Below are 22,007 nucleotides of genomic sequence, written 5' to 3'. Positions count from 1 at the left end.
AAAGGCCCCTGTATGGAACGCAGCATCGTCCAGGTGCGGAACCTGGTGAAACGGTACGGAGAACTCGCAGCCGTCGATCATCTGAACTTCGACATCCGCCCAGGTGAGATCTTCGGACTCCTCGGCCCCAACGGGTCAGGGAAAACCACGACGATCAACTGCATCCTGCAGCTGCTGCGCTACGACCATGGCGAGATCGATCTGTTCGGCACCCGCATGAACGCGACGGACTACGAATCGAAGCGTCGCATCGGCATCGTTCCTCAGGACGTGGCCGTATTCGACGAACTCACCGTACGTGAAAACATCGATGCGTTCTGCGCGCTCTACGTTTCCGACCGTGCGCAGCGACACCGAATGGTCGACGATGCCATCGCGTTCGTCGGACTTGAGAAATTCGAGAAATTCCGTCCGAAGAAGCTTTCGGGCGGCCTGCTGCGCCGATTGAACATCGCCTGCGGCATTGCGCACAAACCCGAGCTCATCTTCTTGGACGAGCCGACCGTCGCCGTCGATCCCCAGAGCCGCAATTCCATCCTCGAGGGAATCCTGCGCCTGAACGCAGAAGGTGCAACCATCGTCTATACCAGCCACTACATGGAAGAAGTCGAGCAGATCTGCTCGCGCATCATGATCATGGACCATGGCACGAAGGTTGCAGAGGGAACGAGCGACGAGCTCAAGAGCATGATCGGCATGGGCGAGCGCATCAGGATCGAAGCCGCGACGCTCGAAGATGCCGCGCTCGAACGGCTGCACGGGCTCGCCTGCGTCCGCAGCGTCGCGTTCGATGAGGGCGTCGCGACCGTCGAATGCTCGTCGGGCGCCCATAACCTCGTCGACGTCCTGGCCGTGCTGGCCGATGCCGATGCGCCGTACGGACGCGTGACATCCGAGCCGCCCACGCTGAACGACGTGTTCCTCGAGATCACCGGCCGCGCCCTGCGTGACGAGGCGTAGGGGGCAGCGATGCTGACGACATTCAAATACCAGGTCATAGGAATGCTGCGGGACAAAGTGCTCATGGTCTGGTCGCTCGGATTCATAATCGTGCTCTCGCTTATCTTCATGGCCATGTTTTCGAACCTGCAAGACAGCTACGAACCCTCCGCCCAGCCGTTCGGCATCGTGCAGGACGACGCCTACGATGCGGCGCCGGGATTCGATGCGTGCATCAGAGGCATATCGGACGAGGATGCCGAAACGCGCCTCGTCGAGCCCACGTTCTTCGCGAATGCCGACGATGCGCGCACGGCGGCGAAGAACGGCGACGTCGTCGGATATATCGATGTCGAGGACGACACCCCGACCCTGCACGTGACTGCCGAAGGGAACGATTCGGTCACCATCATGGTGCTGCGCGCGGTGCTCGATGCATACGTTGAGACGCGAGCTCAGTATCGGGCCATTCTTTCAGGCGACATGACCTGGGCGATCGAGCAGGGCGTCATCGACCCGACGACGCTCGCGTCCTTCGCGCAGACGGGATCGGACGTTGATGCCGATGCATTCATGTCGTCGGTCATAGATGGGCTGGCCGGTCGCCAAGACCGCATCGCCATCGAAAAGGCGCAGGTCACGCATCAGGAGGTCGATGCGTCTGTGCGATACTACTTTTCCCTGCTCGCCTTCGCCTGCGGCATGGGCATGACCTTCTCGATGATCGCCATCAGAAACCTGTGCGCCAATACATCCGCGCTCGGCGCTCGGCAGACCATGGCGGGCATGCCTCGTTGGAAGATGCTCGTATCCTGCCTTGCCGCTTCATGGGCCTGCATCATGGGATGCCTGCTTGCGGCATTTCTGTTCCTGAAATTCTTCGTCGGGGTCGATTTCGGTTCGCGTCAGGTGCTTTGCATCGTCGTTCTGGGAGTATCGAGCCTCATGTCATGCGCAGCCGGTGCCGTCTTCGGCACGATGCGCACTATGACGACCGGCATGATTTCAGGAATCACCTGCCTGCTTTCGCTGTTCACAGGGCTCTACGGCACGGCGGCGCAGAAACTCGCCGATTTCGTCGAAGCCACGGTCCCGGTGCTGTCCTGGGCGAATCCGTTATGGGAATCGACCCATGGATTCTTCAGCCTGCTGTATTACGACACGCTGGGCCCCTTCGCCCAGAATTGCGCCGCCATGCTCGGCATGGCCGCGATCTTCATGATCATCGCGCTGGCTCGCATGAGGAGGATGAGCTATGAGCATCTTTAGAACCGCTCTGCGGATCGTGGCCGCGCATAGAGCCTACGTGCTGGTCTATCTGATCCTGTTGAGCATGCTCGGCCTGTTCATGGGCCTTGCGAACGGCGTATCGAATTCCGAGACCGTTACAGATCCGAAGCCCGTCGTCGCGGTCGTGGATCGAGATGGCAGCCAGCTGTCGCATGCGGTCGCCGACTACCTTTCGACGGTCGGCGAAATGACCGAGATCGACGATAGCGCCCGCGCGCTGCAGGATGCCGCAGCCGAAGACCGCATCCAATACGTCCTTGTCATCCCTGAAGGATTCCAGCACGACTTCGAAGAAGCGGTCGCATCCGGCACGGATGCGCCCAGCCTCGATTCCGTCGTCAGCTATCGTTCGGGCGCGGCCATGCTCATGAATACGCGCACGGCCTCGTTCTTGGACCAGGTCTATACGTATCTGGGAACGACGGCGCACGATGTGGAGGAAGCCGTGACGCTCGCGGACGATACGATGGCCGACCGCGCCGAGACCGAGCTCATACCCGCCGACACCACGCCCCTTTCGAACAGCCTGACCATCTACCTGCAGTTTTCAACCTATCCTTTGTTCGCGTTCATCGTAGTCGCCATTTCGATGTTCATGGATAAGCTCAATCGCCGCGCGATTCGCGGGCGTACGCTCGGGTCGCCCGTCCCAAGCTTTTCCCGAAGCACGCAGATCTTTTCGGCCTGTCTGCTCATCGGTTTGATCGGATGGTTCTGGATCTGCCTGCTCGGACTTGCCGTATTCGGAGGCGACATGGAGGCCTCGTCCTGGCCGCTGCTTGCCGTCGCCGGCGCCGCGATGCTCGCGTATGCGCTCTGCGCCGTTGCGATAGGGTTCCTGCTCGGCCAAGCCGGGCTTAAGGACAACGCGGTCAACGCCGTGGCCAATATCCTCGGCATGGTGCTCTCGTTTCTGGGCGGCGCCTGGATCTCTCTCGAATTCATGCCCGACGCCGTCGTCAAAATCGCCCATTTCACGCCATCGTATTGGACGAACAGCATGATCACAGGCGCGGCGCATGCGGATTCCGCTTCGATGCAGACGATCGCTCCCCTCATGGGAGACTGCGGAATCGCCCTGCTGTTCGCGCTCGCGATCTTCCTTGTGGCCGTCGCGATAGGGCGGGCACGCAACGCGAACGCGTGATGGGAGAAAATGGCTCGAGACATGCATGGTCGGGCCACGTGGTTCGGTAAGTATGAGTTCGACTCGACCCGATCGCTTCCCGTCCCGCACCCGATTCCCAAATGTAGGATGGGAGGCGGTCCGCGCATCGGGCAAAACTACACGACCAGCAGTTTGTGCGGCCACCCCTCCTAACATCCATCTGACATGACACTATGAATTGCATGGTATACGCATGTATAATGCATGCATGATAGCCAGGAGAACGGAGTGCGGGATGCCAGCCTTGCAGGTAAGGGAATTCCCCGAAGATTTGTACAAAAAACTGAAAGCGACCGCGGCACACGAACACCGCAGCATCGCTCAGCAGACCATCATGTGTGTAGAACGAGTGCTGCGGGATCATGGCGAAGAAGAGATTCAGGGCAGCGGCGAGATGCATCGGCATCGCGTCACGCCCCATTCCCCTTATCAACAGGACGAATCCCTTCAGAAACGAGAGGCGCGCATCGCGAAACGACAAGAGATCTTCCGAAGAATAGATGCCCTTCCGAAGCTCGACCTTCCAAACGGCGCGCTCGGTCCCGTCGATATCATCCGAGGTATGCGCGAAGAACGCGACGCACAGATTCTTGGTACATCCTTGAATCAGGTCGTTTCATCGACGGAAGAGGAACGTGCATGATCGTCCTTGATGCCAGCGCAGGCGCGCAGATCGTTTTTGGTTCTAGGGAAGGCGATGCGCTTCGTGAGTTCATGCTTGAAGGAGAGAAATCCATTGCGCCCGACCTCGTGCGTTCAGAGCTCGCAAACGTCTTCTGGAAATACCATCAAGCAGGCATTTTGGAAAGAAAGGACGCCCAGGTTCGATTAAGCGAAGCGATTTCGCTCATCGACGAGATCCATCCCTCGGATGACCTCGTCGTCGAAGCCTTCAATGAAGCCGTCCGCCTGAACCATTCTGCTTATGACATGTTGTATCTGGTTCTTGCCCGGCGAACGGGATCGACGCTTTTCACGCTTGACAAGGAACTCCAGGAAGCCTGCCTAGAAACGGGAGTCGACTGCGTGACATCGACGAGGCTTTAACGCCTACGAGCTTTTCTTGAACGTATAGACGTATTCGACAGTGCCTTCTCGCTGAATGCCGGGATCGGATTCGAGAAAGCCGCCGGCGATCCCTGCCTCCGCCGCAGCAATATCGAAATGGCATGCAGCGATGCCCAAATCGATCTTCTGCACATCGCCGGTCGTCTCCCTCTCGAACCCTTTGCTTCTGGCCTCGAAGAAATGCACCTGGTCGCCATCGACCACGAGACGCCACGGCTGCGCGTTTCGCGCCGACGGCGCACACCGGACCGCCTCAAGCGGGATGCTCCACATCCCCGCTTCAGACTCGCTCAAGGGATGCGCGAAGTCTCCCGTAAAGAACAGTTTCTCGGATGCATGACGCGTGTCCGCCTTAACCGCCGCGCGCATTGCCTTCTCGCGAAGGGAACGTTTGCGCGCCGGGCGGCCCAGCGGGCTTACGCAGGGCATGAACTCGCCCTCCCCGACGTTCATGGCGCGCTCGAATGCAGGACGATCAAGCGTGCCGGCAAGACATACGGTCCCTAATCCGAGCGAGTGCGCCTGCAGCATGAATTTCTCGAAAGAATAGCCGAATGCCAGTTCGGCACGCGATTTGCGGGCAACTTTCGCGCAAACGTAGTAGTCCGCACCGGAGATGACCTTGCTCGTAAGGCCGTGCTCCTCGGCATCGAGCACGTCGAACGTCACTTCGATTCCGAACGGATTCGGAACATCGGCCAGGAATTCACGCATCGCCGCGAGCATTTCCGGGTCGAGCCCCTCGCCATCGAACGTCCTGACGCTCCTACGCTGCTTCATGTCCTGCAGATTCATGCCGATTTCCTTTCGATATATACGCACGCATGCGTCATGCCACGTCGCATCGGATTCGTTGCATGCGAGATCGATGGCTCAACCATGGCGACCAACGGCAATTCCCCGATCGCATAGAGTTTTCGCCTTGCCCTCTTATACAGCTCAGCCGAAAAGCCCTTGGGATGCTCCCCTGAGAATACAACCTCGGTCAACAATAAAAAAGCCGAGGTTCGAACGAACCCCGGCTTTCGTATTCGGATGGAGCCGATGAGCGGACTCGAACCGCTGACCTACGCATTACGAGTGCGTTGCTCTACCAACTGAGCCACATCGGCATCCTGCGCTTCAAGCGCGGAGCAGAATTATAGCGGAACGCATGCAGCCGCGCCATAGAAGTTTTACGCGACGCGAGCATTCCCATAAGTCATCGAATGGCTGGTCCACCAGGATTCGAACCTAGACCAAGGGCACCAAAAACCCTTGTGCTGCCATTACACCATGGACCAATAGAGAAAGAACCGATCGAACCGATGCGCGCGCATCCGCAAAGCTCGACATCCTGCGGGTTCGGGCAGATGCATCGTGGTGGGCCGTCGGGGACTCGAACCCCGGACCTTGGGATTAAAAGTCCCCTGCTCTACCAACTGAGCTAACGGCCCGATTTCGCATAAATGCAAGAGGACATTCTACCGATGCGGGCAAAACGGGTCAATGCGAAAGCATCCTCAAAATTCCTGCACAAGACTTTCAGGTGATTTTAAGGACGCCCCGCTATCATGCGGAGCATGCTCGATGAGCTTGATGGAGCGCCAAGGACGCACCGGAAGGAACGTCGAGCGAGAACCTTCACAGAGACCACCCCTCCGCCTCCGCGCGGCGCCTGCCGACTCCTCTCCTTCATCCCTGCATAGGCCGGCGTCAAACGGATGGCGTCTTCCCTCCCTGCAGTCGGATGGCGCATTCCCTGCGCGTCGCCGACGACCCTGCACAGCGGCCCGGCCACCCCGGGCCGCTTCCTTTTCCTGCCCGACGGCTTCGAGTCCCTGGGCGATTCCTCCAATGTATAGAGCCAGGTGGGCGGCATGAATGGATCCGGCATACCCGAGCGGTGATTCCGCCGGCATACAGGGCAGGGCCAAGCCCGACCCCGACGATCCTGACCGCTTCCCGCTCCTATGCAGGAATCCTTTTACGATCGGCTTCGAGCGCAGCCTTTGCCTCTTCCATCTGAACCTTCACCGCGTCATGCCCGGTACCGCCATACGTCGTGCGCGCGCGCACGATCGCGTCGATGTCCAGTGCCGAGACGATATCCTCTTCGAACAGGTCGGATGCGCCCTTCAGCTCCTCGATCGAAAGATCGGCCAGATCCTTTCCATTCTTTTCGCAATACAGCACGAGTTCGCCGACCGTTTCATGCGCCTGACGGAACGGCATCCCCTTCTTGGTCAGATAATCCGCCACATCGGTCGCCGCCGTGAACCCTTTGCTCGCACCTGCGCGCATGACGTCTTCGTGCACCGTCATCGTGGATACCATGCCTTCGACGATAACCATGCAGTCATGCAGCGTCTTCGCCGCGTCCATCGTGCCTTCCTTGCACTCCTGCAGGTCCTTGTTATAGGCCAGAGGCAGCGACTTCATCGTGACCAGAAGTCCGACCAGGTCTCCCACGACGCGGCCCATCTTCCCCCGCGTCAGCTCGGCGAAGTCCGGATTCTTCTTCTGCGGCATGATGGACGACCCGGTGGAGAACGAATCGGACAGCGTGATGAAGCCGAACTCGGTCGAAGACCAGAGCACGATCTCCTCGCAGATGCGCGAGAGGTGCATCATGGCCACGCTGCACGCATAGTCCAGGTCGAGCAGGTAATCGCGATCGGACACCGCGTCCAACGAATTAGGAATGGCGTGGTCGAAACCGAGCAGCTCGGTCGTCATCCGACGGTCGAGCGGATACGTGGTGCCCGCAAGCGCCGCCGACCCCAAGGGATTCGCGTCCGCCGCGCTATAGGCATCCATCAGGCGTTTGAAGTCACGCGTGAACATCCACGCATACGCAAGCAGGTGGTGGCTCAAAAGCACCGGCTGCGCATGCTGAAGGTGTGTATAGCCAGGCATGACGATGCCGAAGCATTCATCGGCCTTATCGAGAAACGCCCGACGAAGCTCGCAGTTGACCGCAAGCAATTCGGCTATGGCATCCTTGGCGTACAAACGTATATCGGTCGCGACCTGGTCGTTGCGGGAACGGCCGGTGTGCAGGCGCGCGCCCGCCGAACCGATATCGGAGATAAGCCGTCCCTCGACCGCCATATGGATGTCTTCATCGTTCACGTCGAATGCGAAGGCGCCTTCGTCCATCTGGCTCTTGATATGCGAAAGCCCACGCTCGATGGCCGCATAGTCCTCGTCGCTGATGACGCCTTGCGCAGCGAGCATCTTCGCATGAGCCAGCGATCCTCGAATATCCTGGTCATACATCGATGTATCCGTCGGAAGAGATGCGCCGAACTCCTGCGTGAAGGCGCTGACGCCTTTCTCGAACCTGCCTGACCAAAGAGCCATGGATGAACCTTTCTATCTTCCGGATGCGCAGAAAACCGAGCGGCATTCCGCACTTGAAGCCGCTGCGAGAGCCAAGCGGTTCGCCACGTTTGCAACCGCTGCGGAAGTCGAGCGGTTTGTCGCGCCTGGAGCCATCGAAGCAAGCCGTTAGGCCGCATGGGCGACCGCCCATGCGGCCATCAGCGAAGACTGATCGAAAGCTGCATTAATCCTGCTTGGCGCCTTGCTTCTGCGCCCAAACCGTCGTCGGAAGGCCGTGCAGGTACATGAAGCCCCGGGCCGCCGTGCGGTCGAACGTATCGGCCTCGCCGTAGCTTGCCAATCCGTAATCATAGAGGGAATACGGACTCTGGCGGCCGACGACCACGCACGATCCCTTGAAGAGCTTGACTTTGATGGTGCCGGTCACGTGCGTTTGCGTTTCTGCGCAGAATGCATCGAGCGCCTGTTTGAGCGGCGAGAACCAGAGGCCGTAGTACACGGAGGTCGCCCACTGCTGCTCGACGCCGAGTTTGAAATGCACGGTCTCGCGGTCGAGACAGAGCGATTCGAGCGCCTTATGGGCGGCGATGAGGACCGTTGCCGCAGGCACCTCGTAGCATTCACGCGACTTCACGCCGACAAGGCGATTCTCGACCATATCCAAACGGCCCACGCCATGCGTACCGGCGGCATGATCGACTTCATTGATCAGCTTGAGGAGGCTCATCTTCTCGCCGTTCAGCGAGCAGGGAACGCCGGCCTCGAACCCGATCTCGAGATATTCGGGCTCGTCGGGCGCATCGGCCGGATTGGTCGTGGTCTGCCAAATATCCTCGGGAGGCTCGTTCCAGGGGTTTTCCAGAACGCCGCACTCGATCGCGCGGCCCCACAGATTGTCGTCGATGGAATACGGGGATGCCGGAGTGACGGGCACGGGCACGCCGTTCTCCTTGGCCCAAGCCATCTCATCCTCGCGGGTATGCAGGTTCCACTCGCGCACCGGAGCCAGGATCGTCAGGTTCGGATCGAGCGCCTTGATGGATGTCTCGAAACGCACCTGGTCGTTCCCTTTTCCCGTGCAGCCATGCGCGACGAAGGCGGCTCCGTACGTATGCGCGGCTTCCACCAGGTATTTCGAAATGAGCGGACGGGAAAGCGCGGACAGCAGCGGGTAGGAGTTCTCGTACAGACCGTTCGCCGCAAGCGCTTTGGTCAAGTACTTGTCCGCATATTCCTCGCGCATGTCGATGGCTTCGGACGCGATGGCGCCCATATCGAGGGCCTTCTGCTTGATGTACTCGAGATCCTCTTCGTCTTGGCCTACGTTTCCGCAGATGGCAATGACATCAAGGCCTTTTTCGACCTGAAGCCACTTAAGGACGACGGAGGTATCGAGACCGCCGGAATAGGCGAGAACGACCTTCTGCTTTTCGGATGCGGTGGTTTCGGCAGTCATGAAAGTTCCTTTCTTCGGGTGCTTTGGCGCACGGCGATATCGGAAAACAGCAGGCGTTCGATGTGCGGCAGAAGCGATGCGAGCAGTCGATGCGCGGCTTGCGGCCATGCAAAACGCCGATGAAGCGAAGCGAGGGATGGTTTAACGGACCATACGCCCGAAGCGAGCGTATATATGAAAAAGCCCGGCGACGCCGGGTGCTGTCATACGTCCTATGGAAGAGAAAAGGGTGTTAGCACCCTATCGGACCATGCATCAGCACACGCGAGCGTCGCAGCGTGATTCGTCGGTCCTGGCGTCGGAGGGAGATCGGCATCGTGAATGCGATAGGCACGGGCGCGAACTCCTCTCGATCGATGCGCCGCACGAGACGGCTTCTTTGACGGCTTCCTTGGCGCGCGGTTACGCCTTCGGTCCAAGCGCCTGACGCATGCGGAGGGAGCATCTGTTGCACCCATGTGCATCATGTGCAGCGCTTTTTTGTATGGGTAGGTACACTAACCGTTCGACGCCGATGGAGCAAGTAAGAATTCTAATCTGGAAATTCATGCACAATTTAGCCATATCATCTCTATGTTATGCATAATCGCTGAATATCGGCTTATTTTTATGCATCTAAAAGATGTGACTGATGTTTTGATAGGCAAACGGCCTCGCGATTCGACGATCCTGAAACCGGCGAACGGCGCTTACGAGGGTCGATTTTCAGTGCAAACGATGGACGGGTCGCGCGCAGGCGTGTGAAGCATGCGGTCGTGCGGAGCGCGCAGGCTGCATGCGGTCATGCGGGTCGTGTGGGTCATGTGAGTCATGTGAGTCATGTGGGTCATGTGGGTCATGTGGGTCGTGTGAGCTGTGTACGACCGCGCGGGTCGTGAGAGTCGTGTACGGGCCACGGCCTTTGGAATGCCGGGTCGAACGTCCGGTCGTGCATGCGGTCGTGCGGGTCATGCAGGTCGTACGGCCTGCGTGGGCCCTGTGCGACCGCGCAGGCCGTACGGGCCGTGTACGGTCGTGCGTGGGTCGTGCGAGTCGCGTGCGGTCATGCGCCGAAGGCCGTAAGTCAAACCCTTTCCCAATGCCAAAAAATCGAAGCTTAGTATACCCTATAGGGGTATTTTTTCGGTACATAAGTTGTTATTACAACGAAATGACGCTTGATTAAGGGCAGTTTCGTTGTGAGTACAACAGAAACGATGCTCGGAATTCTCTAAACAGCGATTTTTTGTCATCGGCATCGAATTCGATGGTCGAAAAGGGGCTATACCCCCCCCTCTCTCTCTCCCACACACACTGAACAAACCGCCGAACATGGCAGCTCCCATCGCGCTGAACGGGCAACCGAATCTGAACTCCTGCATGAGCAGAGGCCCGACGCCCCGATCACAGCTCGACGCGAACGAAGTTCTCTTTCCCGACGCCGCAGATAGGACAGACGAAATCATCGGGAAGCTCATCGATTTCGACGATGTACCCGCACACCTGGCACTGCCATCCATAACGAGGAGTCGAACCCGACCCGACGCCCGCATCGCTCGGCTGAGAGGCATCGGACCCGTTCGCATCGTCCGCAATATCAGGCGCTTCGTACGACGAGGCCTTCGGAGGTGTCTTTCCACCTTTGACCTGGTGATAATATGCATATGTCATCGGTTCCTCAGTCGATAGGACATCCGCCTCCTCGACCTCGCCGACGATCAGCATATGCGACCCGACATCCTCGGAAGACAGCACGCGCACGCCCATATGGGACACGACATGTTCGGCCACATACGGAACGCCCGCCTCGTCTATACGGATTTCGGTATCGGAGAATTTATCGGTGTCGGCGCTCGAGCGGAATCCAAAACGCCCGATGAGCTCCATAGGAGCGGACTCTGCAAGCACCGAAGCTTCGAAACGGCCGGACGAAAGCACGACGCCCGTCGTGAAGTTATCCTTGTTGATCGCAACGATCACACGTGCGGGCTTCGATGTGACCTGCGTTAACGTATTGACGATGCATCCCGCTTTCGTGTCTTCATCCTGTGCGGCAATCACATACACGCCGCAGCTCATAGCGCGGAACGACTTTGCATCCAACATTGGTCCCCCTTCGATCGGAATCGCACGAACCCAACGCCTATCATACGAGCTTGTGCGAATTTTCGCGCGCAAGAATCGATCGGGGGATGGACCGATGGAGCAGACCATGCGTTCCGCCACGAAGGCAGCCGCTTCGCGCAGCGTTCTCGCAGCTCTCTCGCAGCTGCCCCGCACAGCCATCTCTCGCAGCTATCTCACGCAGCTCTCACGCAACTGTCACGCAGCCCCCTCGCGCAGCGTTCCCGCAGTTCTCTCGCAACCGCAGCGCAGCCGTCTTGCCCTATAATCAACGCTTGCCTTCGTAGGGCGCCCGTCGCAACGACGCCGTTCGAGGCCGTCCACCGCATCGCGGCAGCAATGCTGTGCGCCGGGCTGCCACGGCAGCCAACGCTCGCATGCGCTTGCCTCGATGCCCAACGGCAACGCATGCGGTCCGACCCGTCCGGCACCGTCCTTCGATTCGCTCGTCGCACGCCACCGACCGTTAGGCCTCCATGGACCCGATCACGCTCATCATAGTCTGCCCGCTCGTATTCCTCGCGGGCGTCGTCGATGCCATCGCTGGCGGCGGGGGACTCGTCTCGCTCACCGCGTACCTGCTCGCAGGCTTGCCCGCCCACACGGCGATCGCCACGAACAAGCTCTCGAGCACGGTCGGCACGGCGGCTGCGACATTTCGCTTCATGCGCGGAGGCTTCGTCAAGCTGAAACCGGCGATTCCCGCCGTCATCGGCGCGCTCGCCGGCTCGGCCATCGGAGCGCGCCTGGCGCTGCTCACGCCCGACGGCATCTTCCAAATCGTCCTCATCGTATCGCTGCCCCTTGTGGCCATCGCGGTCCTGCGCAAGCCTGACCTAGGAGCATCCAAGGCCGAAGACGTACCGTTGCATCGCCGCCTCGCCGTCATCCTGGCTATTTCGCTCACCGTCGGCGTTTACGACGGCTTCTACGGGCCCGGAACGGGAACGTTCATGCTGCTTGCATTCGTCGTGTTCGGAAAGCTCGGAATCAAAGAAGCATCGGGAGAGACTAAAATCGCGAACCTGGCGTCGAACGTCGCCGCGCTCATCACGTTCCTGCATGCCGGCGTCGTCTGGATCGGGCTCGGACTTATCGCCGCGGCATTCAGCATCATCGGCAACTACATCGGAGCCGGCCTGGTCCTGAAGGGCGGCACGAAGATCGTGCGGCCCATCATCATCGTCGTCATCTCGCTGCTCTTCATCAAGGTCATCGCCGACCTCGTGATGTAGATCCCGGTATTACAGCACGTGCCCGAGCAGGAAGCCGAAGATCACGCCGATCACGCCGATGCCCGCGGTCACGCATGAGATGAAGACGTCATGCTGATGGTCTTCCCTGCGATAGCGTTCCGCACGTTCGATGTCGGCGATCTCCGCATCGATCATGGCGATATAGGAATACCCGCGTCCCAGCACCTCGACGACAAGCGGATTGCCGTCCCGATATGCAGCACCGACATATCCAAGCTGGTCAAGGCGTCGCATAGATGCGCCGGCCGCCGTGTCGCGCTTCACGAAGGCAAGCGGGCTCTTCTTTTCCTCGGCCCTGTTCGCCGTCTCGATCTGAATCAAGCGACGCAGCACCTTCTCGTCGTATTCGCTCAGCCTGTCTTCCATCGTCAGCGCATCTCCTCGTATCCGCCGTCATCGGCGGCGGCCCATCCCGAATCGTGAATCAGTCGGCAGTATATCGCACGCAGAGAGGATTTCGCCATTTCGTGCCGCAGCGCTCCGCCCTTAGGCGATGCCCGCCGCCTCGAGCGATCCAGTCTCCAGCAGCCGCAGCAGATCCGCTTCGGAAAGCACCGGAACGCCCAGCGCAACGGCCTTGTCGTACTTGCTGCCGGCGGCTTCGCCCGCGATCACGTACCCCGTCTTCTTCGACACGCTGCCCGACACCTTGGCGCCCATGGCTTTCAGCCGCGAGCCCGCCTCATCGCGCGTCATGCCGCTTTCGACGAGCGACCCCGTCAGCACGAACGTGATGCCCGCAAGCGTCTGGGGCACGTCCTCGCCCTCTGTCCGCACGTCTTCCATGCGGACGCCGAGCACCCCCAGCCGATGGATGACTTCGCGGTTGTCGGGCGTCTCCAAGAACGCGCGGATGCTCTTGGCGATGATGCCTCCGACGCCGTCGATGGCCGCCAGGTCTTCCTCGGATGCCTGCATGAGCGCGTCCATCGAAGGATACGCGGCGGCGATCTGCGCGCCCGTGGTCTTGCCGACATGACGAATGCCCAGGCCGAACAGCACGCGTCCGAACGGTCGCGCCTTGGATGCCTCGATCGACGCAACCAGCTTGGCGGCGATGGTCGATCCCAGATGAACGGGTTCGCCCTCCTTGTTGATGCGCCCCGTCTCAAGCGTGGCCAGGTCGTATTCCGAAAGGTTGTAGTAATCCGCAACGTCGGTCAAGCGCCCCGATTCCACCAGGCGCGCGACGATCTCCTCGCCCATGCCGTCGATGTCCATGGCGCCGCGGCTCGCCCAATGGATGAGGCGTTCCGTCGCCTGAGCAGGACAGTCGATGGAAACGCACCGGAACGCAGCCTCTCCGTCCTCGCGCACGAGCGGGCTTCCGCAGCTCGGACACATCGCAGGCATTTCCCAAGGAATCGCGCCTTCCGGACGCAGCGAAAGCACCGGGCCCAGAACCTCGGGAATCACGTCCCCGGCCTTGCGCACGATGATCGTGTCGCCGACGCGCACGTCTTTGCGGTGCACCTCGTCGAGGTTATGCAGCGTCGCACGCGCAACTACGGAACCGTCCACGCGCACCGGATCGAGCTCGGCCACCGGCGTGATGGCTCCTGTGCGTCCGACCTGGACCGATATGTCGCGCAGCACCGTAGTCTTCTCTTCGGGCGGGAACTTGTAGGCGATGGCCCACCGCGGCGCGCGGGCCGTGAAGCCCATCTCGCGCTGGATCGCGAACGAGTCCACCTTCACCACCACGCCGTCGATGCCGTACGGAAGCGAGTCGCGCCGGTCGGCCACCTCTTCGCAGAAGCGATGCACCTCTTCGGGCGTGTCGCAGCGCTTGACGTCGGGATTCACGTGGAAACCGCAGTCGCCGAGCCATTTCAGCAGATCCCACTGCGATTCGGCGCGCACCGGAGCGTCGTCGGCGATGGCGTATAGGAACGTGGAGAGGTCGCGCCCTTGCGTGACGGTCGGATCCTTCTGGCGAAGCGAACCGGCGGCGGCGTTGCGCGGATTGGCGAACCCTTGCCTGCCCTGCGCGGCTGCGGCCGCGTTCAGCGACTCGAAGCTCCGTTTCGGCATGTAGACCTCGCCGCGGACCTCGATGCTCGCATCGGGATCGACAAGTCCCTCGATGCCCGCATCGCGCAGGCGCAACGGTATGTCGCGCACCGTGCGCATATTGACGGTGACATCTTCGCCCGTGGTGCCGTCGCCGCGCGTCGCAGCCTTCGTCAGCACGCCCGCCTCGTACGTGAGCGCGATGGACGAGCCGTCGATCTTAAGCTCGCAGCAGAACGGCACCGGATGCCCGATGGCTTCCACGGTGCGCGCGAGCCATTCGTCGAGCTCTTCCAAGCCCATGGCGTTGTCCAGCGAATACATGCGCACCGCATGGCGCACGGGCGAGAACTGCTCGCCCACGTACCCGCCGACGCGCTGCGTCGGGCTGGTCGGATCGATGAGCTCAGGATGGGCTTGCTCGAGTTCGCGCAGTTCGCGCATCAGCGAATCGAACGCCGCATCGGAGATTTCCGGCGCATCCTTCGCGTAATAGAGATACGTGTGGTGCTCGATTTCCTTGCGAAGCGCCCGAACGCGCGCACGGGTCCCGTCGGCGTCCAGAGCCTGGCCGTCCGACCCGAAAAGGCTGTCCTGATCCATGATTGAAGAAATCCTCCGTTTGAGGGCTACCAGAGCCGGTTGGTGTGATCGATGCCGATAGGCAGGCTGAACGCGACGAGCGAGATTCCGTAGACGATGCCGACGAGCCCGATGATGAGCCCCAAGCTGCCAGGCCAGATGCACATGGCTCCGCCCAGAACGATCTCGAAGACGCCCGACGCGAGCTCGACGACGCACATGATGCCGCCGAAAGAACGAAGCTGCACGCCGACGAACATCTGCACCAGGCCGAATACGACGAGCCCGAGGCCGACGATCCACGCGGCGATCGTCACGCCGATGAGCGGATGCGCGCAGAGCACGATGCCGAAAACGAGCACCGCAATGGTCGTGAACAGGGATATCCCGCCTTTTTCCTGCAGCGTTCCCCGCACGCGCAGATACGAGACGAGCATGACGGCGCCGACGAACAGGAACCCGACGCCCGCCGCGTACGACAGGCCCGCCAAGAACGTTTCCGGATTGAGAACGCTCGCGATGCCGAGCAGGACCAAGACGATGCCCGAGATGAGAAGCGGTGCGTTCACGGGCCCGCCGCTGCGCCCCGGCAGGAACTCGTCGCGAGAATCCAGAAGCGTGACTTTGATATCGCTCATGACGTTCTCCTCATGAATCGGCCCGCAGCCTGCGGCAAGCGGTCGAGCACATCTTCGGCCGTCGGCCCGAAGGCCAGGCCTTCTCCCGCCATCCGTCCCGCGCACGCATGGATGTGCGCGCCGAGCACGGCCGCTTCGAGCGGCATCATGCCGTACGCAAGCAAAGATCCGACGACGCCGGCAAGCACATCTCCGGTGCCCGCCTTCGCAAGCGCCCAGGTGCCCGCATCCACGATATAGGTCGAACCCTCGGGCGTCGAAATCCAGACATCGGATCCCTTCAGCATGCAGATCGTCGAAGTCGCTTCGGCGATGGCCTGGGAAAGCGCCACGGGCGCGAGATCCCCGTCTAGACGCATCACCTGGGCGATGCGCGCCGCCTCGCCCAGATGCGGCGTGATGACGGCGGTCGTGCGGCCGGTGCGCTTTTCGAGCAGCGCACGCACGTCGCCCGATCCCATGGCATCCAAGGCGCCGCCGTCCAGAAGCACCGGACAGTCGGAACGTTCCAGCACGCGTGCGATGCTCTCGGGCGAACATGCCGCGGCGGGCCTTTCGGAAACCGAAGGGACCCCTTGGGCGCACGCACGGCTCAGCTCGCGCAAGAGGCCGTCGCGCGCCGTCGAAGAGGGAAATCCGCATCCGACGACCACCGCGCGCGGGCGACGCGGCCCATCCTCATGCCGTGCCTCGGCGAACGACGCATGGTCGCGCACCACGATCGAGGGGCTCTGCGCCCGCAGGGCCGCCCGCGCCCTCGATGTCGTGTACGCGATAACGTATCCGCAAGCCAGCTTATTGGCGGCACAGGAGGAAAGCACCGCCGCGCCAGGATAGTCCTTGCTTCCGACATACAGCTCGCACACGCCGCGCGAATACTTATGGGCATCGGCAGGTATCCGAGGCACGAGGTCGGCCACCGCTTCGGGCGGCACCACGCAGGAACTCCCGCGCGCAGGACGGATGTCGTCTAGCAACGTCACGCCCGATCACATCCTTCGATGGCTTCCGCGGTTTCCGAGCCGAGCTCGTCAAGCATGCTGCGCGCTTCCTTGAATCGGCTTGCGAGCTCGGCCTTCACATCGCGCCGACGTTCCTTGTCCTCTTCCGCCGCCTTCGTGATGGCGACCGCGTTCGCGACGACGACCGCATGCGTGTATGAAATCGAAAGGGGGATATCCGTGATTCCCTGCTCCCGGGCGAGCTCGGCCGCCCGCCCATGCAGCACCGCGACGGGCTTGCCGCGCCGGTCGTGCGAGACCTCGACGTCCTTCATGCCGATGCCGCAGGCCAGAATGCCTGTTCCAAGCGCCTTGCACACCGCTTCCTTCGCCGCGAAGCGGGCGGCGAACCGCGCGGCGGCATTGCCCTTGGATTCGCAATACGCACGCTCCTCGTCGGTGAAGACCTTCGAGACGAACGACGACGTGCGCGCAAGCACACGCTCCATGCGCTCGATTTCGACGATATCGACCCCAAGTCCGACCGGCATGCCGCGCCCCTATTCGACCGTGACCGATTTGGCCAGGTTGCGAGGCTGATCAACGTCGCAGCCACGTTTGATGGCGATAGCGCGGGCGAAGAGCTGCAGCGGCACGCTGACCGTGACGGCGCTGAAGCAGTCGCGCACCTTCGGCACATAGATCACATAATCGGCGTGTTCCTTGATGTCCTCGTCGCCTTCGGTGGCCACGACGACGATGCGCGCGCCGCGGGCCTTGCATTCCTGGATATTGGAAACCACCTTGTCGTACGTAGGGCTCTGCGTCGCCACCGCGATGACGGGGAACCCCTCGTCGAGCAGGGCGATCGGCCCATGCTTCATCTCGCCGGCGGCATAGGCCTCCGCGTGCAGGTAGCTGACCTCCTTGAGCTTGAGGGCGCCTTCGTAGCAGATCGTGGCTCCGATGCCGCGCCCGACGAACAGGGCGCTCGTCGCGTCCTTGCAGGCCTCGGCCGCCTCGTCGATGGGCGCGAGGTCGGACAGGATCTCTTCCACCTGCAGCGCCGTGTCGGCGAGCTCGCGGAAGAGCATGCGGATCTGCTTGGTCGTCAGAAGACCGCGCACCTGGCCGAGCAGCATGGACAGGAGCGTCAGCGCGACGACCTGGCCGAGGAAGCTCTTGGTGGCGGCCACGGCGATTTCCTTGTTCGCCTTGATGTAGATGACGCCGTCGCTTTCGCGGGCGATCGGGCTGCCCACGACGTTCGTGATGCCGAACACCTTCGCGCCGCGGATGCGCGCGTCGCGGATGGCGGCGAGCGTATCGGCCGTCTCGCCGGACTGGGATACGGCCACGACCAGCGTGGACGGCGTGACGATCGGGTTGCGGTAGCGGAATTCGCTCGCCACCTCGACTTCGCACGGAATGCGGCTCCAGCCTTCTATCAGATTCTTCGCGACGAGGCCGGCATGGTAGCTGGTGCCGCATGCGATGATGTAGACGCGATCGATGGCCGCGAGCTCTTCGAAATTGAGCGTGAGCTCGTCGAACTTCAGATGGCCGTTCACCATGCGCCCCGCAAGGGTGTCGCGGATGGTGCGCGGCTGCTCGAAGATCTCCTTCATCATGAAGTCGGGGTACCCGCCGCGCTCGGCGGCCGAGATATCCCAGTCGACATGCATGACCTCGGGTTCGATCGCCTCGCCGTCGAAGTCGCGATAGGAGATTGAAACCTCTCCGTCCACGCAGGCCATGCGCGCGAAGGTATCGTTCTCCAAGACGACGGCATCGCGCGTCTCGTCCACGATGGCCACGATATCGCTCGCCACGATCGCGCCCGTCTCGCCGGCGCCGATGATGACCGGAGAATCCTTGCGCGCGGCCACGATGACGCCGGGCTCGAACGTGCAGGTGACGGCCAGGCCGTACGCGCCGACGAGCCTGCGAGCGGCCATGCGCACGGCATCGAGCAGATCGCCTTCGTATGCCTCCTCGATCAGGTGCGCGATGACCTCGGTGTCGGTGTCGCTTCTGAACTCGTGCCCGCGCCCGGCAAGCTCTTCCTTCAGCGCGGCGAAGTTTTCGATGATGCCGTTATGGACGACGGCGAAGCGTCCCGAGCAGTCGGTATGGGGATGCGCGTTGCGCTCGCTCGGGCGGCCGTGGGTCGCCCAGCGCGTATGCCCGATGCCGCAGGTGCCTTCGATATGCTCGGACGCGACGATGGCTTCAAGGCCGGATACCTTCCCCACCTTGCGCCTGACCACGAGACCCGCATCCGTCTGCACCGCGATGCCTGCGGAATCGTAGCCGCGGTATTCCATGCGCTTCAGGCCGTCGATCAGGATATCTGTGGCCTGCGAGGTGCCGGTGTATCCAACGATGCCGCACATCTTACGGTTCCTCCTTCAGGCGCCTCCGCGATCGCGGACGCGCTCGGATCAATACGCCCCGATGGGCTCGATGCGAGAAGCGACGACGTGCGTCGGCGCACGGCCTCGTGAAAGCCGGCTCGCATGCGTTTCGGTCGATAGGATATTGTAACGCCGAAGACGGGCGCCCATCTGCCCGTCTGAAAACATCCTGAATCACGCCAGACCCGAGAGAAGCGGGGTCGCCGGACCCTTCGAAAGGACCGTCAGGCGGCGCGTCGCACGCGACAGGGCGACATAGAGGCAGCGGCGCGCGATATCGTCGTCGGGCGGATAGGCCGAAGACGATGCGTCGGGGATGACGACGTGGTCGAATTCGAGCCCCTTCGCAAGGGAGACCTCGAGCGCGACCATGCCGGATTCGGGAAGGGGCTCGTCGCCGCGCATGACGCGAGGCGCGTCCTCGCCCAGGATGCGCTCGATACGCTTCAGCTCCTGCTTCGACCGGGCCACGAGCGCCACGAGCCCGTCGCCCGACCGCGCATCGCGAACCGCTTCGCAAAGGGCCTGCGCATACGCTTCATCGGATGCCGCCTCCACGAACGCGGGCGCCATGCCTTCGGGCTGCACGGAATTGACCTCGATGCGCGCGTCTGCATCCAGAAGACCTGCGAACAGGGCCGTGATCTCGGGAGACGAGCGATAGCTCGTCATGAGCCGGCATTCATCCGCCGACCCGAACGCACGCGTGAACAGGCGGCGGATCTCGCCGTAGGTCGCGGTATGCGCGACGACGGCCTGATTCTCGTCGCCCAGCAGCATGAAGTGCGCCGAGCGGAAGTACCGCGCCAACACTGCGAGCTGGGCCGATGTATAGTCCTGCACCTCGTCCACCATGACGTAGCGCGCCCAAGGATCCCCCATGCCCGTGATGGCCGTCTTAAGGTAGAGCCATTCCGCCGTGGTCAGATTATCGCGGCCGATCAGGCGGCGCGCGACGCGGTCCACGTTGAGCCATCCGAAGGTCTCGAGCGTCTTGAAGGCATCGGCATGCAGGTCGTCCAGGTAGATGCGGATGCGCGATGCCGTTTCCTCGTCGGACAAAGGGTCGCCGTATTCGTTGAACAGGCGGCGCTGCTCGCCTTCGTCGAGCCCGAGCATCTCGTCTTCCGCCCATTCGGTATGGGCCGCCTGCTTCACGCGGTTGGTCAAGCGATCGAAAAGCTCTTCCTCGACCGCAGCGAACAGACGCGGACCCGCGGGTATGCGCCCGAATTTATCGAAGACGCCCTGGATCTGGGCAGCCGTGAGCACCGCGCGTCCGGTGCGAAGCACGACGGGACGGAAGTCGCCGACCTCGAAGCGGAACCCGTCGAGCATTTCATCGATGCGCGCAAGGTCGTCCGCGGACAGCTCGTCGGCACGCATGCCGCGATCGGTCGCGCCGAGGGATCGCGCGAACCGCGCCCAGGTCGTCGAATGCGGATTGCTCTCGCCCATCTGGGGAAGCACGTCGTCGATATAGCGCCTGAACACCGGGTTCGGCGTGAAGAGATGCACATCGGACGGATCGAGCGTCTCCCGTTCGCGGTAGAACAGATAGGCGATGCGCTGCATCAGCACCGACGTCTTGCCGGATCCCGCAATGCCGTCGACCAACAGCACCGGTACGTCTTCATGGCGGATGACCTCGTTCTGCTCCTTCTGGATCGTGGCCGTGATGGCCTGCATCCGAGCGGACCGGTGCTTCTTGAGGGAAGCGAGCAGCAAAGGATCCTCGATCGCGACCGACGTGTCGAAGTACGCGTTCAGACGGTCGGCCTCGATATCGAATTGGCGACGGTTCTCCAAATCGACGACGATGGTGCGCCCGTTCGCCTCATACGAGGTCCGCCCCATGTCGCGGTTGTAATACGTCTCCGCGACCGGAGACCGCCAATCGATGACGAAATGCCGCCGGTTCTCGTCGGTCATGCCCGTCGATCCGATATAGATGTCCTTGACCGGGTCGGTCGGCTTGAACCGAAGCTCGACCTTGGCGAAGTACGGCTGCGCAAGGAGCTGGCGCGCGCGGGAGAGGTTTTCGGAAGCCACGCGGGCCGCGGCGTTGTATTCGTCGATGACCTGGTTCATTCCCTCGAGTTCCACCTGAGCTTCGAAGGAATGGTCCAGATCGGCCGTGTCGAGGCCGAGATCGTCGCTCATCGAGCTCTTATCCGCCGCAGCGGCGCGCATGATGTTCGCAAGCTTCGCGACCTGCGCATCCTCTATGCGCTTGAGCTTCGCATGCGTCTCGCTCAGATGCTCCTGCTCTTTGACGAAGATCGGATCCGCAGCGCTTCCCGGTGCGTTCATTCCGCATCTTCTTCCGAGAGCTTCGCCGCCACGATCTGGCTGATCTTGTCCACATCGAAGAACACGTCGCCCTCGTCGATGATGTCCTTCAGCATGACGCCGTCGACGTAGTCCTCGATGACGCGGTCGAGGCCGATCCAGAACTTCACCGAAGCGCAGTCGGCGATGCGCGCGCAATCGAAGGTCACGCCGTCGCATGACGACACGGGAAGGATGTTCCCCTCGGCCGCGCGCAGGATGTCGCCCGCACGGATCGCGGCGGACGGCTCGGCGAGCACGTAGCCGCCTCCCTTCCCGCGCACGCTTTTGAGCAGGCCTGACCTGACCAGTGGACGGGCGAGCTGCTCGAGGTACTTCATCGAGATGCCTTCGCGTTGGGCCACGGCGCGCAGAGAAAGGGGCGTTCCCTCTTTCTCGAAATGGTGAGCGACGTCCGCCATGAGACGCATGGCATAGCGCCCTTTCGTCGTGACAAGCATCCTCGCTCCTTCGATCG

General features: G+C 61.7%; 19 protein-coding genes and 3 tRNA genes. 7 read left to right on the top strand and 15 right to left on the bottom strand.

The genetic code is table 11. The features are described 5' to 3' along the window. Nucleotides 1–12: 12 nt before the first annotated feature. The 5 genes from HMPREF1155_RS08430 (at nt 13) to HMPREF1155_RS08410 (ending at nt 4,444) form a co-directional block, all read left to right on the top strand. A complete protein-coding gene (locus HMPREF1155_RS08430) occupies nt 13–960 on the top strand; it encodes an ABC transporter ATP-binding protein (RefSeq protein WP_009079267.1) in 948 nt (315 codons plus the stop codon). 9 nt (nt 961–969) lie between these two features. Then, the gene (locus tag HMPREF1155_RS08425; protein ID WP_009079336.1) at nt 970–2,208 is read left to right on the top strand and encodes an ABC transporter permease; all 1,239 of its coding nucleotides are present in this window, start codon (nt 970–972) and stop codon (nt 2,206–2,208) included. After that, nucleotides 2,195–3,376 (top strand): ABC transporter permease, encoded by a 1,182-nt coding sequence (locus HMPREF1155_RS08420; RefSeq protein ID WP_081501553.1) that lies wholly within the window; start codon nt 2,195–2,197, stop codon nt 3,374–3,376. The genes HMPREF1155_RS08425 and HMPREF1155_RS08420 overlap by 14 nt, the downstream gene beginning before the upstream one ends. A gap of 256 nt (nt 3,377–3,632) precedes the next feature. Further along, the gene (locus HMPREF1155_RS09075; RefSeq protein ID WP_039993666.1) at nt 3,633–4,040 is read left to right on the top strand and encodes a hypothetical protein; all 408 of its coding nucleotides are present in this window, start codon (nt 3,633–3,635) and stop codon (nt 4,038–4,040) included. After that, complete coding sequence (locus HMPREF1155_RS08410; protein WP_009079241.1) at nt 4,037–4,444, top strand: type II toxin-antitoxin system VapC family toxin; 408 nt, start codon at nt 4,037–4,039, stop codon at nt 4,442–4,444. Before HMPREF1155_RS09075 ends, HMPREF1155_RS08410 begins: the two co-directional genes overlap by 4 nt. A 3-nt stretch (nt 4,445–4,447) precedes the next feature. Here HMPREF1155_RS08410 and HMPREF1155_RS08405 read toward each other — a convergent pair whose 3' ends face one another. The 5 genes from HMPREF1155_RS08405 to argH all read right to left on the bottom strand — a co-directional run bounded on the left by HMPREF1155_RS08405 (nt 4,448) and on the right by argH (nt 7,810). Continuing rightward, the gene (locus HMPREF1155_RS08405; RefSeq protein ID WP_009079316.1) at nt 4,448–5,260 is read right to left on the bottom strand and encodes a nitroreductase family protein; all 813 of its coding nucleotides are present in this window, start codon (nt 5,258–5,260) and stop codon (nt 4,448–4,450) included. Between the two features lie 241 nt (nt 5,261–5,501). Continuing rightward, a tRNA-Thr gene (locus HMPREF1155_RS08400) sits at nt 5,502–5,577 on the bottom strand. Nucleotides 5,578–5,674: 97 nt separating this feature from the next. After that, a tRNA-Gln gene (locus tag HMPREF1155_RS08395) sits at nt 5,675–5,748 on the bottom strand. Between the two features lie 77 nt (nt 5,749–5,825). After that, nucleotides 5,826–5,901 (bottom strand) — tRNA-Lys (locus HMPREF1155_RS08390). A gap of 514 nt (nt 5,902–6,415) precedes the next feature. Further along, nucleotides 6,416–7,810 (bottom strand): argininosuccinate lyase, encoded by a 1,395-nt coding sequence (argH, locus tag HMPREF1155_RS08385; RefSeq protein ID WP_009079352.1) that lies wholly within the window; start codon nt 7,808–7,810, stop codon nt 6,416–6,418. On the opposite strand from argH, the gene HMPREF1155_RS09070 reads away from it, so the two are divergent. Further along, nucleotides 7,809–7,961: a hypothetical protein gene (locus tag HMPREF1155_RS09070; RefSeq protein ID WP_006362557.1), complete on the top strand. Its 153-nt coding sequence runs from the start codon at nt 7,809–7,811 to the stop codon at nt 7,959–7,961. The two genes, argH and HMPREF1155_RS09070, sit on opposite strands and share 2 nt — an antisense overlap. A gap of 54 nt (nt 7,962–8,015) precedes the next feature. Here the strand turns inward: HMPREF1155_RS09070 and HMPREF1155_RS08380 are convergent, their stop codons facing one another. After that, nucleotides 8,016–9,248, bottom strand: coding sequence for an argininosuccinate synthase (locus HMPREF1155_RS08380; protein ID WP_009079253.1), 1,233 nt, complete (start codon nt 9,246–9,248; stop codon nt 8,016–8,018). 1,383 nt (nt 9,249–10,631) lie between these two features. Then, the gene (locus HMPREF1155_RS08375; RefSeq protein ID WP_009079272.1) at nt 10,632–11,333 is read right to left on the bottom strand and encodes a flavin reductase; all 702 of its coding nucleotides are present in this window, start codon (nt 11,331–11,333) and stop codon (nt 10,632–10,634) included. A 494-nt stretch (nt 11,334–11,827) separates the two neighbouring features. Between HMPREF1155_RS08375 and HMPREF1155_RS08370 the strand changes: the two genes are divergently transcribed. After that, entirely contained in the window at nt 11,828–12,586 is a 759-nt protein-coding gene (locus HMPREF1155_RS08370) for a TSUP family transporter (protein WP_006362552.1), read from the top strand. 9 nt (nt 12,587–12,595) lie between these two features. On the opposite strand, the gene HMPREF1155_RS08365 is transcribed toward HMPREF1155_RS08370, so the two are convergent. From HMPREF1155_RS08365 to HMPREF1155_RS08330, 8 genes are all read right to left on the bottom strand, one after another. Continuing rightward, entirely contained in the window at nt 12,596–12,973 is a 378-nt protein-coding gene (locus HMPREF1155_RS08365; RefSeq protein ID WP_006362551.1) for a hypothetical protein, read from the bottom strand. A gap of 120 nt (nt 12,974–13,093) precedes the next feature. Continuing rightward, the gene (gene ligA / locus HMPREF1155_RS08360) at nt 13,094–15,223 is read right to left on the bottom strand and encodes an NAD-dependent DNA ligase LigA (protein ID WP_009079306.1); all 2,130 of its coding nucleotides are present in this window, start codon (nt 15,221–15,223) and stop codon (nt 13,094–13,096) included. Between the two features lie 26 nt (nt 15,224–15,249). Next, the gene (locus tag HMPREF1155_RS08355; protein ID WP_009079195.1) at nt 15,250–15,840 is read right to left on the bottom strand and encodes an HdeD family acid-resistance protein; all 591 of its coding nucleotides are present in this window, start codon (nt 15,838–15,840) and stop codon (nt 15,250–15,252) included. Continuing rightward, nucleotides 15,837–16,823, bottom strand: coding sequence for an NAD(P)H-hydrate dehydratase (locus HMPREF1155_RS08350; protein ID WP_009079373.1), 987 nt, complete (start codon nt 16,821–16,823; stop codon nt 15,837–15,839). Before HMPREF1155_RS08350 ends, HMPREF1155_RS08355 begins: the two co-directional genes overlap by 4 nt. Further along, the gene (gene acpS / locus HMPREF1155_RS08345) at nt 16,820–17,332 is read right to left on the bottom strand and encodes a holo-ACP synthase (RefSeq protein ID WP_006362547.1); all 513 of its coding nucleotides are present in this window, start codon (nt 17,330–17,332) and stop codon (nt 16,820–16,822) included. The genes HMPREF1155_RS08350 and acpS overlap by 4 nt, the downstream gene beginning before the upstream one ends. 9 nt (nt 17,333–17,341) lie before the next feature. Beyond that, nucleotides 17,342–19,177 (bottom strand): glutamine--fructose-6-phosphate transaminase (isomerizing), encoded by a 1,836-nt coding sequence (gene glmS / locus HMPREF1155_RS08340; RefSeq protein WP_009079358.1) that lies wholly within the window; start codon nt 19,175–19,177, stop codon nt 17,342–17,344. A gap of 195 nt (nt 19,178–19,372) precedes the next feature. Continuing rightward, nucleotides 19,373–21,511 carry an ATP-binding domain-containing protein gene (locus tag HMPREF1155_RS08335; protein ID WP_009079214.1) on the bottom strand — a complete coding sequence of 713 codons (2,139 nt, stop codon included), beginning with the start codon at nt 21,509–21,511 and terminating at the stop codon, nt 19,373–19,375. Then, nucleotides 21,508–21,990: an Rrf2 family transcriptional regulator gene (locus tag HMPREF1155_RS08330; RefSeq protein WP_009079221.1), complete on the bottom strand. Its 483-nt coding sequence runs from the start codon at nt 21,988–21,990 to the stop codon at nt 21,508–21,510. The genes HMPREF1155_RS08335 and HMPREF1155_RS08330 overlap by 4 nt, the downstream gene beginning before the upstream one ends. Nucleotides 21,991–22,007: the final 17 nt, after the last annotated feature.

It is taken from the genome of Slackia sp. CM382, from assembly GCF_000293015.1.
Taxonomy (GTDB): domain Bacteria; phylum Actinomycetota; class Coriobacteriia; order Coriobacteriales; family Eggerthellaceae; genus Slackia; species Slackia exigua.
Note: the sequence above shows the minus strand (reverse complement) of the source record. Positions and strands in the feature narration are given on the sequence as shown.